Annotated in this window: 15 protein-coding genes, 1 riboswitch and 1 other annotated feature; of the genes, 4 read left to right on the top strand and 11 right to left on the bottom strand. The window is 40.5% G+C overall.

From position 1 onward, the window contains the following. Positions 1-57: 57 nt before the first annotated feature. The 4 genes from EBQ12_RS02910 to EBQ12_RS02925 form a co-directional block, all read right to left on the bottom strand. Positions 58-1407 carry a sensor histidine kinase gene (locus EBQ12_RS02910; protein WP_024719631.1) on the bottom strand — a complete coding sequence of 450 codons (1350 nt, stop codon included), beginning with the start codon at positions 1405-1407 and terminating at the stop codon, positions 58-60. Between the two features lie 3 nt (positions 1408-1410). Beyond that, complete coding sequence (locus EBQ12_RS02915) at positions 1411-2097, bottom strand: response regulator transcription factor (RefSeq protein WP_019743445.1); 687 nt, start codon at positions 2095-2097, stop codon at positions 1411-1413. Between the two features lie 199 nt (positions 2098-2296). Further along, the gene (locus tag EBQ12_RS02920) at positions 2297-2500 is read right to left on the bottom strand and encodes a helix-turn-helix transcriptional regulator (RefSeq protein WP_008346178.1); all 204 of its coding nucleotides are present in this window, start codon (positions 2498-2500) and stop codon (positions 2297-2299) included. Position 2501: 1 nt separating this feature from the next. Further along, positions 2502-2804, bottom strand: coding sequence for a hypothetical protein (locus tag EBQ12_RS02925; protein WP_058337430.1), 303 nt, complete (start codon positions 2802-2804; stop codon positions 2502-2504). 459 nt (positions 2805-3263) lie between these two features. Here EBQ12_RS02925 and EBQ12_RS02930 point away from each other — a divergent pair, with 459 nt between their 5' ends. The 3 genes from EBQ12_RS02930 to guaD all read left to right on the top strand — a co-directional run bounded on the left by EBQ12_RS02930 (position 3264) and on the right by guaD (position 7586). Continuing rightward, positions 3264-4223, top strand: coding sequence for a S8 family peptidase (locus EBQ12_RS02930; RefSeq protein ID WP_007498796.1), 960 nt, complete (start codon positions 3264-3266; stop codon positions 4221-4223). A 112-nt stretch (positions 4224-4335) separates the two neighbouring features. Beyond that, positions 4336-4528: riboswitch (cobalamin riboswitch) on the top strand. A 156-nt stretch (positions 4529-4684) separates the two neighbouring features. Further along, on the top strand, positions 4685-6973 hold the full coding sequence (gene metE, locus EBQ12_RS02935) for a 5-methyltetrahydropteroyltriglutamate--homocysteine S-methyltransferase (RefSeq protein WP_017367101.1): 2289 nt from the start codon (positions 4685-4687) through the stop codon (positions 6971-6973). Positions 6974-7115: 142 nt separating this feature from the next. Then, positions 7116-7586: a guanine deaminase gene (guaD, locus tag EBQ12_RS02940; protein ID WP_008346184.1), complete on the top strand. Its 471-nt coding sequence runs from the start codon at positions 7116-7118 to the stop codon at positions 7584-7586. 76 nt (positions 7587-7662) lie between these two features. Here the strand turns inward: guaD and ohrB are convergent, their stop codons facing one another. Further along, positions 7663-8079, bottom strand: coding sequence for an organic hydroperoxide resistance protein OhrB (ohrB, locus tag EBQ12_RS02945; protein WP_046343356.1), 417 nt, complete (start codon positions 8077-8079; stop codon positions 7663-7665). 161 nt (positions 8080-8240) lie between these two features. On the opposite strand from ohrB, the gene EBQ12_RS02950 reads away from it, so the two are divergent. Next, entirely contained in the window at positions 8241-8687 is a 447-nt protein-coding gene (locus tag EBQ12_RS02950; protein ID WP_008346188.1) for a MarR family winged helix-turn-helix transcriptional regulator, read from the top strand. A 33-nt stretch (positions 8688-8720) separates the two neighbouring features. On the opposite strand, the gene EBQ12_RS02955 is transcribed toward EBQ12_RS02950, so the two are convergent. The 6 genes from EBQ12_RS02955 to purU form a co-directional block, all read right to left on the bottom strand. Next, entirely contained in the window at positions 8721-9149 is a 429-nt protein-coding gene (locus EBQ12_RS02955; protein WP_017367099.1) for an organic hydroperoxide resistance protein, read from the bottom strand. 176 nt (positions 9150-9325) lie between these two features. Next, positions 9326-9460: a hypothetical protein gene (locus EBQ12_RS02960; protein WP_008346190.1), complete on the bottom strand. Its 135-nt coding sequence runs from the start codon at positions 9458-9460 to the stop codon at positions 9326-9328. Next, positions 9450-10586, bottom strand: a complete 1137-nt coding sequence (locus tag EBQ12_RS02965; protein WP_008346192.1) for a response regulator aspartate phosphatase — start codon at positions 10584-10586, stop codon at positions 9450-9452. Before EBQ12_RS02965 ends, EBQ12_RS02960 begins: the two co-directional genes overlap by 11 nt. 125 nt (positions 10587-10711) lie before the next feature. Next, on the bottom strand, positions 10712-11959 hold the full coding sequence (locus EBQ12_RS02970) for a glutamate-5-semialdehyde dehydrogenase (RefSeq protein ID WP_125588983.1): 1248 nt from the start codon (positions 11957-11959) through the stop codon (positions 10712-10714). A gap of 12 nt (positions 11960-11971) precedes the next feature. Then, positions 11972-13069: a glutamate 5-kinase gene (proB, locus tag EBQ12_RS02975; RefSeq protein WP_125588985.1), complete on the bottom strand. Its 1098-nt coding sequence runs from the start codon at positions 13067-13069 to the stop codon at positions 11972-11974. 56 nt (positions 13070-13125) lie between these two features. Then, positions 13126-13344: a binding site (T-box leader), on the bottom strand. Positions 13345-13387: 43 nt separating this feature from the next. Beyond that, positions 13388-14290: a formyltetrahydrofolate deformylase gene (purU, locus tag EBQ12_RS02980; RefSeq protein ID WP_125588987.1), complete on the bottom strand. Its 903-nt coding sequence runs from the start codon at positions 14288-14290 to the stop codon at positions 13388-13390. Between the last annotated feature and the right edge of the window lie 77 nt (positions 14291-14367).

The raw sequence follows: 14367 nt of genomic DNA on the forward strand, positions 1-14367 counted from the left end.
CCTTCCTATTTCCTATTTTATAAGGAGGAAATGAGAAATTGATGAGAAAAGACCTACTTATTTCTGAAAAAGAATGGTCATCACGGTTCCTTCACCGATACGGCTGTCTACCTTTAGCTCAGCCCCATGCTCTTCAGCAATTTGCTTCGCAATTGACAGGCCAAGTCCAGTCCCGCCCGTCTCACTGTTTCTCGCTTCATCCACACGGAAAAAGCGGTCAAAGATTTTCGGCAGATCCTCTTCTTTTATGCCAATTCCTTTGTCAACAACCGAAATAAACGGTTTCTCTCCTGCTCGTCCGCAGTTCACATCAACTGGCTCTGCACTATATTTAACCGCATTATCAATCAAGATGGTCAAAAGCTGTTTGATCTTCTCTTCGTCTCCTTCAGCAATCACAGGCTGATCTGTTTGTACATGAGTAAGGATGGTTCGATTGGTTGCCACTTCAAGTGTATGCCCAACTTGGCTGCACAAATGACCAAGATCAACCGGCTTCATGTCCAAGTAAAGCGGCTGCCCATTTTTCGCCAGTGTGAGTAGTTGATCTGTCAGCCTTTTCATTTTTTTCGCCTCATCATGAATGGCTTGAGAGGATTCTTCTACGACCTCTGGCCGGCTTTGCCCCCAGCGTTTTAGTAAATTGCTGTAGCTCATGATGACGGTAATGGGTGTTTTCAATTCATGAGAAGCATCGTGCAAAAATTGCTGCTCTTTCTCATAATGTTTCTCGAGAATTTCGGCCATTTCATTAAAGGTTTGACCCATTTGATACAGTTCATCCTTTGAATCGCCTGTTAATTCAATTCGTTTAAATGCCTTTTCTCTCATACTTGCTTTCATCGTATTGGTCATTCGACTAATTGGGCGGACAATTTGTTTCGTTAAAATGTGGCCTGCAAAATAAGAAAGCACAATAAACAAAACGCCAGTAGCGATTAAAATCATTTTTAATAACGCCAAGTTCTCTTCTGTATTTTCAATTTCTTCATATACTTGCAGCGACACAATGTCCCCATTTGTCCAAATGACAGGGATAGCCGCGAACGCAATCATATGCTTATTGTATTCTTGAATTTCTGCTGTCTGACCAGATTCGTATGTAAAAGGAAGTGAGCTAAACGTAGATTCCTTCGTGACGGTCAGCTTTGATTCACCTTTCTCTGTGACGACACGGATCATACCATTTTGAGGCAGATACGCTTTCAGAAGCTCTGAAGATGGAAGCCCCTCTTCTTCTGACTTCTTTAGTGCAATCGCAATATTTTCAGCTACTTCCGACAGTCTGGACATATCTTTTTGCGTCAAGGTCATCGAAAAAATAAAATAAATCGCTGTATGAAACAGCAGCACCATTAAAAACAAGGACAACGATGTATAAAGCTGGATCTTATTTTTTAATCTCATGCTTTATCCTTTCATCACATAACCCACACCTCTCACTGTGTGAATCAATTGTTTTTCAAACGGGTAATCGATTTTTTTTCTTAAATAGCGAATATAGACATCAACCACGTTCGTGTCACCAAAATAATCAAAACCCCAAACAGCTGTTAAAAGCTGATCTCTTGTGAGCACTTGCTGTTGATGTTTCAATAAATGAACAAGCAAGTCATATTCTCTCGGTGTCAGCTCAAGCGTCTGATCGCCTCTTTGAATTTCTCTTGTTTTCTCATTCACCGTTAAATCTGCAATACTTAGCTCAATTTCCTTTTCCTCTTGCGCATTGTGATTGAACCTCAGCTGTGCACGAATTCGCGCTAATAATTCTTCTATATCAAAGGGTTTTGTAATATAATCGTTTGCCCCAAGATCAAGACCGCTGACCTTATCGGGAACACTTCCTCTTGCGGTAATCAAAATGATCGGTGTTGCCGTATTTGTCTTTCGAACCCTTCTAAGCACTTCAAGTCCGCTTAATTCTGGAAGCATGACATCTAGAAGCACTAAATCAAAACTCTCCTCCTCGAGTGCCTGGAGTCCTTTCATCCCTGTATCTTGGACTGTGACCTCATATCCTTCATATTCAAGTTCTAATGACAGCACTCTTGCAATTTTCTTTTCATCTTCTACCACGAGTATCTTCCCTTTGTTCATCTCTATCTCTCCTATCTGAAAGGCAAGCTTGTCTTTCCATTATTATATGTTGCCTTTCTCCATTGGAACAGTCACAATCTTCATATCTTATTTTTCATGAATAAGGAATTGTTATGTAATATGGTTGATTTTTATTTTCAGCTGATCCTTTCACATTACACAAATCAACAAAAAAAGCCTCTTTTCTGAGGCTGGTCCCTTACTTCTTTTTAGGTTGACTGACAAAAAGCTCATCTACAGTCGTATTCAAAACAGAGGCGATGTCAAAGGCTAATTGTAAAGTAGGGTCGTACTTATCGTTTTCAATGGCATTGATGGTTTGTCTCGAGACCTTACATCGTTTAGCAAGTTCTTCTTGGGATAATTTAATGGATTTCCTTAGTTCTCTTATATGATTTTGCAATTTAATCACCATATTTTTTTCTGTATATGAGTAATGTAACTAAATATATGACCGAAATCACAGTTAGGAACATGATGGGAGAAATCCCAAACCCCTTATTAGAATTGTTCCCTTGGATCGTTAAAAATATGGACTCTGCGACTTCTAATAAAAGCATACCAATGACCACCATAAATGCATACGATTGAGCTTTTGAGTAGATAAATCTCTTTCTTTCATCACCCTTTTGAATCATAGGCGCGATAAAAATGAACAGTCCGACCACTAATAAGATGACTGAATACACAACTTTGACAACATCCAACGGTTAGTCCCCTCCAATCAAAATGTCAAATACTTTTTACATTTCAATCATATCATCCGCTTAAAAAATGTCAAATACTTTTTACATTTTACATTCCTTCGATCATTATAATGAAAAAACAATCATCTACACATGGCATGTACCTTTTTCTTTTCTGTCATCCTCTATCTCTTTATATGATTGTTTTTTCGATCTGCCTTTTTTAGTTCTTTTCACCCATTTTCATCTGTACAGGTGCAAGCTCACTATGCAGCATTTCATTCTTTTTCATATGATACTAAGAGTTTTCTTCAAAAGGTGACTTCTTTCGGCAAGATATGAGGAGAACTGCACAATAAATAATTATTTGATTATTTGAAAAATTATTACAATTGACCCTTTCCGATCAAACATTTGTTTTATACAATAACATTACGCAACCTGAATCTACTTTGAAAACAAAATAAGGAGGGCTTTCTTATGAAAGGTGAAATTCGCTTAATTCCGTATGAAGTAAAAGCCAATGTGATGGAAGCGAAAGAGACGCCGGAAAGTATTCAGGAGATTAAAGCACCCGAACTTTGGTCAAGTGGCTTCAAAGGAAAAGGCATAACCATTGCTGTCCTTGATACAGGTTGCGACACGGAGCATCCCGATTTAAAAGATCAGATTATCGGAGGAAAAAACTTTACCGATGATGACAATGGAGATGCTGAGAATGTAAAAGACTACAACGGACATGGTACCCATGTATCAGGAACGATTGCAGCAACGGATCAAAATGGTGGCATTTTAGGTGTTGCCCCTGAAGCCAAGCTGTTGATTGTGAAAGTTCTTGGAGGGAAAAATGGCAGCGGGAAATACGAATGGATTATCAATGGCATTAATTATGCGGTTGAACAGAAGGTTGATATCATTTCCATGTCTCTCGGTGGGCCAAGCAATGAACCAGAACTGCAAAAGGCTATCCAACATGCGGTAAGCAGCGGTGTGCTTGTTGTCTGCGCAGCAGGAAATGAAGGTGACGGAGACGAGCGTACTGAAGAGTTCTCCTACCCAGCTGCATACAACGAGGTCATTGCCGTCGGCTCTGTCTCTCTTGCAAGAGAATCCTCTGAATTCTCCAATGCGAATAAAGAAATCGACCTCGTCGCTCCAGGTGAAGACATTTTATCCACTCTCCCTAACCATAAATACGGAAGACTAACAGGCACTTCCATGGCTGCCCCTCATGTGAGCGGTGCACTCGCCATTATTAAAAATGCCGAAGAAGAAGCGTTCCAGCGTAAGCTGACAGAACCTGAGGTATATGCTCAACTCGTACGGAGAACCCTTCCGCTAAAACAATCGAAAACCCTTGTAGGAAACGGGTTTTTATATTTAACTGCACCAGATGTGCTTCTTGAGAAAACTTTGGAAGCAGAACTTTTGTCTCTATAGGTACATGTTAGGTCCTGAGAAAAGATAGAATTTTCTCAGGATTTTTTTAATTAAAATTATTCAAAATTTACTTTGACGAAATGAAGTGAACGTTATATAATCGAACACAATAAATTCATAGTTTGAGAGTCGGTAATTCGATCACACATCGAATTTTAATTGGGAAGACCGGTGAAAATCCGGCGCGGTCCCGCCACTGTAAGTGAGGAGAGCTTTTCGTTAATAATCCACTGTCATTAAGATGGGAAGGATGAAAAGCTTGCAAATTCGCGAGCCAGGATACCAGCCGCTCTATCACATCAAACCCCCTACGGTTGATAGGAGATGTCGGAAAAGCGTTCGTCATTGATACTTACGCCTTCTTTCGCACACACATTTTGTCTTTTTAAACCAGACATTTGCCCTCATCAATCTTGACCATGAGTGTGAGTGTCTTTTTATATTTAGAGGAGGAATTGGAATTGACAATTGTTAAAACAAGTAATCTAGGTTTCCCGCGAATTGGTTTAAACAGAGAATGGAAAAAAGCACTTGAGTCTTATTGGAAAGGTCAAACTGACCGAGAAACCCTCTTAAGCACACTCGATGAACAATTTTTAGCCGCTATTAAAACTCAAATTGATCAACAAATTGACGTTGTTCCTTCTGGAGACTTTACCTTCTATGATCACGTGCTGGATACTGCCGTTATGTTCAATTGGATTCCAGAGCGCTTCCGCAGCTTGAAAGACCCGCTAGATACATACTTTGCGATGGCAAGAGGAACAAAAGATGCTGTCTCAAGTGAAATGACAAAATGGTTTAATACAAACTATCACTACATCGTTCCAGAATACGAAAAAAGCACAGAATTCAAACTCACACATAACAAACCGCTTGAAGCATACGAAAAGGTGAAAAAAGCGTTTGGTGTTGAAACAAAACCTGTCGTCCTTGGTCTTTATACATTTGTTTCTCTTTCTAAAGGCTATGAAGCCAATGAAGTGAAAGAGATTCAGCAGCGCCTAGTGCCGCTTTATACTCAGTTGTTAAAAGAGCTTGAAGAAGCCGGTGTAAAATGGGTTCAAATTGATGAGCCTGCTTTAGTCACAGCTTCAAGTGAAGACGTGAAAGCAGTAAAAGCCATCTATCAAACGATTAAAGAAGCTGTACCTGCCTTAAACGTTCTCCTTCAAACATACTTTGACTCAGTAGATGCCTATGAAGAGCTTGTCACGTATCCTGTTGAAGCCATCGGTCTTGATTTTGTCCATGATCAAGGACGAAACCTTGAACAAGTGAAAAAACACGGCTTCCCAAAAGATAAAATTTTAGCAGCCGGTATCATCGACGGCAGAAATATTTGGAGATCAGATCTAGGAGAAAGATTATCGTTTATTTCTGAAGTGATTGCTGACGTGCAGCCGAAAGAAGTATGGCTACAGCCTTCAAGCAGCCTGCTACATGTACCAGTTGCAAAACATCCGAGCGAACAGCTTGAAGAAAAACTATTAAACGGACTTTCTTATGCCACTGAAAAGCTGGCTGAATTAACGCTATTAAAAGAAGGCTTATCAAAAGGAGCGGCTGCCATTGATGCAGACATCCATGCAGCAAATGAAGCACTTCTGACGTTAAAAGAATTCGCGAAAGGAACGAATGCCGACCTGACAGCAGAGCGCAACAGCCTTTCATCAAAAGATTTTAAACGTCCAGTTGCTTTTGAAGAACGACTACGCATTCAAAATGAATCTCTTGAACTGCCGCTTCTTCCAACCACAACAATCGGAAGCTTCCCTCAGTCAGCTGAGGTGCGCAGTGCTCGTCAAAAATGGCGCAAAAATGAGTGGACAGATGCAGAGTATGATGAATTTATTAAAAAAGAAACAAAAAGATGGATTGATATTCAAGAAGAGATTGGCCTAGATGTACTCGTTCATGGAGAATTTGAACGTACAGACATGGTTGAATACTTCGGTGAAAAACTCGCTGGATTTGCCTTTACAAAATTCGCTTGGGTTCAATCTTATGGATCACGATGCGTAAAGCCGCCGATCATTTATGGAGATGTAGAATTTACAGAGCCAATGACAGTGAAAGAGACGGTTTACGCTCAAAGCTTAACAGAGAAAAAAGTCAAAGGAATGCTGACAGGGCCTGTCACGATCTTAAACTGGTCTTTCCCAAGAACAGATATCTCTCGTAAAGACATTGCCTTCCAAATCGCTTTTGCTTTACGCAAAGAGGTAGAAGCGTTAGAAGCAGCGGGTATTCAAGTGATTCAAGTGGATGAACCTGCGCTAAGAGAAGGTCTTCCTTTAAAAGAGAGTGATTGGGCAGCATACTTAAACTGGGCAGCAGAGTCATTCCGTCTATCGACATCGTCTGTTCAAAATGAAACGCAAATTCATACACATATGTGCTACAGCAATTTCGAGGATATTGTTGATACGATTGAAGACCTTGATGCAGACGTGATTACGATTGAGCATTCACGTAGTCATGGCGGGTTCCTCGATTATTTAGAAAAACACCCGTATTTGAAAGGTCTTGGACTTGGGGTATATGACATCCACAGCCCGCGCGTTCCAGCTGTTGAAGAAATGAGTAAAATCATTGATGATGCACTGAACGTCTGTCCGACAGATCGCTTCTGGGTCAACCCTGACTGTGGACTGAAAACAAGACAAGAACCTGAAACCATTGCTGCTTTGAAAAACATGGTGACAGCTGCTGAAGTCGCTCGTAAAAAGCTAGCGCAGCACGCATAATGGACTCACTCTTCCCCTGCTGAACATTTGGCAGGGGTTTTTTATGCGTAAATTGTCCTGTTCGATCTCCTCCTACAATGATTCCTTTTCTATCATGATTCGTTTATACTAGAGAAGTCAGTCGAATAAAGGGAGGAAGACAATGAATCACGAAGCTTTTTTACAACGCGCAATTGATCTTGCAGTAGAAGGAGTAAATAGTGGCACAGGCGGCCCTTTTGGAGCGGTCATTGTCAAAGACGGTCAGATTATTGCAGAGGGAAGCAACAATGTCACAACGAGTAATGATCCAACTGCACATGCAGAAGTGACAGCTATTCGAAAGGCGTGCCAAACACTACATACATATCAATTAGAAGACTGTATTTTGTATACAAGCTGTGAGCCTTGTCCAATGTGTCTTGGTGCTATCTATTGGGCTAGACCAAAGGCCGTATATTTTGCCGCTGGACACAAGGATGCAGCGACTTCTGGTTTTGATGACTCCTTTATTTATGAAGAAATCAATAAAGAATACGAATCAAGAAACATTCCATTTTACCAGCTGACCCTTCAAAAAACCCTTGCTCCATTTGAAGCATGGGACACATACGACAAAAAGAAAGAATATTAAAAAAAGACACCTGCTCCACAGCAGGTGTCAGTAGATTGTTGAGAAAGGGCTAAATTTCAGCCCTTTTTTCTTTTCATTATTCCGCCACTTCAAGCTCTACTTCGATGTTTCCTCTTGTTGCTTTTGAATATGGACAGAATTCATGTGCAGCCTCAACAAGCTCTTTCGCTTTGTCATGGTCAAGCCCTTTAGCGGAAACAATCAGCTTCACGCCAAGTTTAAAACCGCCATCACTTTCATCTTTTAATAGACTGACATGTCCTTCTACTTCTGATTCAATTTCGACACCTTGCTTCTTGGCGACTTGTTCAAGCGCCCCTCCGAAGCAGGCCGCATAACCCGCTGCAAATAATTGCTCAGGATTCGTACCAGTTTCTCCATCTTTCTTTGCGTTTGGCATCACAATGTTGTGGTCAAGCACACCATCATCAGAACGAACATGTCCTGCTCTTCCATGCTGTGCTTTTACTTTTGCAGTAAATAATGGTTTCATCTTGATCTCCTCCTTCTTCTACTTATACCTTTCACGTTCTATTCGTTGCTCAAACATTTATGGCACATTGAAGAATTTTTCATTTTTAGTCTGTATTTATTTTAAAAAGGAAGAAAATCTTATACAATGATAAGTATGACAAAAAATAGTTGGTGACAGATATGACAAATGAATTTGAACATATGAAGCTGGAAAATCAGCTTTGTTTCTTGTTATATGCAAGTTCAAGAGAAATGACGAAGCAGTATAAACCATTATTAGAAGAGTTAAATATCACATACCCGCAATATTTGGCACTGCTTTTGTTATGGGAGCATGGGACATTAAATGTGAAAACAATGGGAGAGCTTTTATATTTAGACTCCGGTACACTCACACCTATGCTAAAACGAATGGAACAAAATGGACTCATCATCCGCGAACGTTCGAAAGAGGATGAGCGTTCGGTCCAAATTCGTTTAACAGAATACGGAGAAGCTTTACAAGAGAAGGCCACTTCGATTCCATTTCAAATGCTGTCTGGAACAGGCAGATCAGAAGAAGAGCTGAAAACACTTCGCGCTTCTTTACATGAGCTTTTGCAAAAATTAACACAATCAAAAGGCTGAGGGAATATTCCCTCAGCCTTTTTTTGATGTTTATTATTGAGCGACAGCTACTAATTCTACTTCAATGTTTCCTTGCGTTGCTTTTGAGTATGGGCAAACGCCGTGTGCTTTATGAACAAGTTCATCAAGTGCAGATTGCTCAATGCCAGTTCCTTTTACTTCTAATTTGACACCTAGTTTGAAACCGCCGTCTGAACTGTCTTTGACTAAGCTTACATGTGCCGTTACTTCACTTTCAAAACGGATACGCTCTTGTCTTGCGACCATTTGAAGAGCTGAATCAAAACATGCAGAATAGCCCGCTGCGAATAATTGCTCTGGATTCGTTGCTTTCTCAAGCTTTTTCGCTCTTGGCGTTCCTGGCATTGCTACATCATGCTCTAGTACGCCATCTGTTGACACAACCTTACCTTCTCTTCCTCCTACAGCTGATACCGTTGCAGTAAATAAAACTTCTGACATGAATATAACCCTCTTTCGCTCTATTAATATTTTCTACAATTGAATTGTACACAATCTAAATTCAAGAGTCAATGAAAAACACTCACTTTCATCTTTCCTCCATTTTTTATTTTTATGAATGTGCAACCTACGATGATTGAAGCGGTCAATAAAAAAAGCCCTTTAAAAAGGGCTTTTTAGATCGTGATATGCTGCGGATTCGGTTTTTCTAGCGTATGGTTTCTGTTATCGGGGTCGGCATTAGGTGATGTGATCCATAATGCCAAGATTGTGATGCTTGTACAGACGACTGCCCATTTTTTAAAATTCATATAAACAATCCCCTCTCTGAATATAGATACGAGCATGTTCCGCTTCCCCATAGAACATGGAAGATTTTTCATAATCCTCCATTTCATTATAATACTTTGCGGTGTCTAAAGCCAGCTCTTCTATATCTGGATATGCATAGGAAGATTCTAAAAAATGGAAAATCCGTTTAATATGCTCTGCATCTTGTCGTAAGTACAATGCTTCTAAAAAAATGGTCTTCTGAATATGAATGTCATCCTGCAGAGCTTCTGCTCGTTTCATACATTCTTCTCTGTAATATAATGCTTCATTGTTTTTACCTTGTTTGTATAAGATCTGAGCGGCTGTATAAAGAGGGTCTATCGATCGACGAAGATGATCAGATTGGTTTTGATCAAATAATGAGATGGATTCTTTCATTAAGTCGAGTGCGCGGTTCAAGTCTCCCATTCTGTAATAGCTGTTGCCCATATTAAACAAAGAAGAAGCAATAAAACGCACATTCTGAAAGTCTCTTGATCTTGCAAGTGCTCTTTCGAGATGTGGCAATGCCTTTTCATGCCTTCTCATATCATCATAATTACCGGCTACAATAAATTCACACTGAATGGTACGAAGCGCATATAGTTCGTGCTGAATATAGACATCCAGCGCTAGTTTGGCATGGTGCATCGAAATGTGTGTTTGTTTCATGTGATAATATATTTCTGACATTTTAAAATGAAATTCTGCACGTTCAATATCGTCGGATACAAAAGAAAGCTTGTGCTCTGCCTTTTGATAGGACGATATGGCAGCAATGTACTCTCTCCGGCCGAACTCATACATGCCTCTGAAGAAATGATAGTAATATTCAAGCATGCCTGTGACATGCGTTTGATGCTCATCTATTTCTTTCGAAAGCTCGGAAAAGTTGGCGCGAAGCTTTCCTTCCTTTAATGGCTTTAAATAATCGAGCATGACCTCATGCCTGAATTCCATTAAAGAAAAATAGAGAAGCAAATTCTGATCTTCTTCCATTGAATCAAGAGAGGTGCGAATTTCCTGCTTTAACTGTTCTGCTTGTTCTGAATCAAATCTGCGGATTAATTCATACCACTTGTTGATTTTCACTCCAATATCCGAAGAGGGAATGATTTTCGCCATACGTTGCCTTCTCCAATCTTCTCAAAATATAAAACATTACCATATTTTATCATACTTGACCGAAGAAATACAAAAATGAAAGGAAAAAGAGAGCCTTGTGCGATAAGACTCTCTTTTTGAATCGGTTATTCTCTTATTTGTCCTTGCCCACGAATGACAAATTTTTCAGAGGTTAGGGCTGGCAGACCCATTGGTCCTCTAGCATGCAATTTTTGTGTGCTAATGCCGATTTCCGCTCCGTAGCCAAATTCAAAGCCATCTGTAAACCGGGTAGATGCATTATGATACACAGCGGCAGCATCAACGGCTGTTAAGAAAAGTGCCGCATGCTGGTCGTTTTCCGTAATGATCGCTTCAGAATGCTTAGAGCTATACATTTGAATATGCTGTATCGCCTCTTCCATGGTCTTGACGGTTTTAATACTGACAATCGGCGCTAAAAATTCCGTTTCAAAATCAGTGGTCGTCGCTAATGTGGCACTCGGTGCAATTGCACATACTGCTTCATCGCCCCGTATCTCTACACCATGTGTCTGAAGTGCTTCAAAGAGCGAAGCGCCATGTTCTTGTGCCCATGTTTCATGAATGACAATGCTCTCAATGGCATTACAAACAGATGGTCTTTGTGTTTTCGCATTCAGAACAATTTGTTCAGCCATTTCTTTTTGAGCTGTTTCATCAATGTAAATATGACAATTCCCTGCACCCGTCTCAAGTACTGGAACAGTAGACTCTCTCACAACAAGATCAATTAAATGTTTCCCTCCACGTGGAATCAGGACATCTAGATAGTCATTTAAAGTGAACAGGGTTTTAGCCGTCTCACGGCCTGTATCTTCAATCAATTGTACACTGTCTACAGGAATATCCGTTGATTGCAGCGCTTCATGAATGACTTTCACAATCGCTTTATTACTATGAATGGCCGATGAACTTCCTCGAAGAATCACAGCATTTCCAGTTTTCAAGCAAAGAGTGGCCGCATCGACTGTCACGTTTGGTCTTGCTTCGTAAATCATCCCAACCGTTCCAAGAGGCACACGTACTTTTTCAATGAAAAGCCCGTTTTCTTTTTGAATGGTCTCTAATGTTTCACCAATTGGGTCTTTGAGCTGAATGAGTTGATGCGTAGCGTCTGCAATCGCTTCAATTCTCTCTTCTGTTAATGTAATTCTGTCGATCACAGATGGCGTAAACTCTTTGTCTATAGCCGCCTGAACATCTTTTTGGTTCTCGGCAATTAAATACGCTGAAGATGCTTTTAATGCTTTTGCAATAGCGTCTAATGCAGCATTCTTTTGTTCAGTTGTTTTTAATAGCAGCTGATCTTTGGCTGCGCTTGCCTTTTTTGCTTTTTCTAGAACTTCATTCATCGTTTTCCCTCCTCAGTTTTGTATGTGCTGAACCCAGTGATCTCGGTGAATGACTTCAGGTTTTTCATAAGAAAGCTCCTGACTTCGCATCCCTTTAATGCCAAGAAGCTCATCTGAATCATACAATGTTTGCCCTTTACCGACTAACCCGTTTGGACCAACGACTTCGACGACCTCTCCTTTAGAAAATTCACCAGCTACATCAATGACACCAGCTGGAAGAAGACTTCTTCCATTATGCAAAATCGCCGCCTCTGCCCCCGCATCAATCATGATCTTTCCAGAGACTGGTGAGTGGAATTGAATCCATTGGCGACGGTTATTGACTGATGATAAGTCTTGTTCACCAATATATGTGCCGTCCCCTTGACCAGCGAGAATGTGAAGAAGCTTGTCTTCCCCTGCACCTGTACCAATGAAGACTTTAACGCCAAGGGAGAGAGCTGTTTGTGCAGCTGAAAGCTTAGATTTCATCCCGCCTGTTCCAACCTTTGAACCCGTACTCTTCGCATATGAGAACAATTCATCTGAAATGTGAGTCAGCACATCAAACCGCTTCGCATCAGGATTCTCACTTGGATTGGCATCATAAATTCCGTTGATATCTGTTAAAATGATCAATTGGTCTGCATGAATTAAGCCACTCACCAGTGCTGATAACATGTCATTATCACCAAAGGTAAGCTCCTCGATGGACACAGAATCATTTTCATTAATGATCGGTAAAATTTTTCTTTCGATCAGTTCCATCATCGTTGCGTAAGCATTTCGATATCTTGTACGATCTGAAAAGTCATTACGTGTTAAAAGCATTTGTGCAGGCGTCATCTGAAACTGTGAAAATAGTTCTGTATATTTCTGCATTAACAAGCCTTGACCTACGGCAGCAGCAGCCTGCTTTCCTTTTAAGGTTACAGGTCTTGACGGATATCCTAAACTGCCAAATCCCGCCGCAACGGCACCTGACGAAATGAGAATGATTTCATGTCCTGCCTCTTTTAGCTTTGCAATGGCTTTGACATGATCCTGCATTTTTTGTTCATCAATGGCTCCCTTTTGCTCTGTTAATGAACTGCTACCAATTTTTATGACGATCCTCTGCTTTTTCATCATTGATTCCCTCCGCTATACCTTTCACCACATAAAAAATCCCTTTTTCTCCTTATGTAAAGGACGAAAAAGGGATTTTCCGTGGTACCACCTTCATTGAATAAGCATACGTCTGCTTATTCCACTCAACTCCTGTAACGCCAGGCATGCGCTTAGATTTTTCCTCTAAGGCTCAAAGGGTAGGTTCAGCAGCTGTCTGCGGCAAATGTTTCAGCGTGTCATTTGCTCTCTTTACACAGCAGGTCCTGCTTACTATTCCTTCTCAACGCTCGTTAATTTTTTTATATTATCACCAATTGCTTCAGAAAAGTCAAGCGGTCAATTAAACACAATCGTTTTATTCTCATGGACAATGATTCGATCTTCTAGATGCCATTTGACAGCACGGGCAAGCACACTGCGCTCAATCGTGCGGCCAATATTTTTTAATGTCTCTGCATCATCTCTATGATCTACCCGCTCAATATCCTGTTCAATGATTGGTCCTTCGTCTAAATCATTGGTGACATAATGGGAAGTCGCGCCAATCAGTTTAACCCCTCGCTCATATGCACGCTTGTAAGGGTTAGCCCCTATAAAAGCCGGCAGGAAGGAATGATGAATATTAATGATTTTGTTCGGGTGCTGTTCAATAAAGGCTGGCGTCAAAATTTGCATGTATCTCGCAAGCACAACCGCATCAATATCATACTCTTCTAATAATGCAAGTTGCTGTTTTTCTGCATCTTGGCGAATGTCTTTATTTGCTTTCACGAAGTGGAATGGAATGCCGAGTGCTTCGACTGTATCTTTTGCCGTTTCATGATTGCTGATGACAACCGCTATTTCAGCCATTAAATTACCGCTTTGCCATTCCCATAAAAGTTCATGTAAACAATGAAGCTCTTTGGACACAAAGATCGCCAGCTTTTTCAGATCACTTGCACGCGACATGCTCCACGTCATGTGAAATGATTGCGCAATTGGCTCAAAGCTGCTTTTCAATTGATCTAAGTTGGCAGAAATGTCTTTCCAATCAAATTCAATTCTTAAAAAGAATCGGCCGCTCTCATGATCTGTTGTGTATTGACTAGATTCAATGATGTTTGCTCCATGTTCAAATAAAAAAGTAGAAACAGCTGACACAATACCAGGCTGATCCGGGCAGCTGACTAAAAGCCTTCCTTTTTGCTCATGCTTTTGTCTGTGTAATTCAAGTTTCTCTGTAATCAATGTTCTCATGTCTTATGACCTCATTTACATTTTTCATTCTAATGAAATATTATACTGGACTGGAAAGAGAAAAAGCAATTAAGCGT

It is taken from the genome of Bacillus sp. 2B09 (genome assembly GCF_003946835.1).
In the GTDB taxonomy this organism is placed as follows: Bacteria; Bacillota; Bacilli; order Bacillales; family Bacillaceae; genus Bacillus; species Bacillus altitudinis.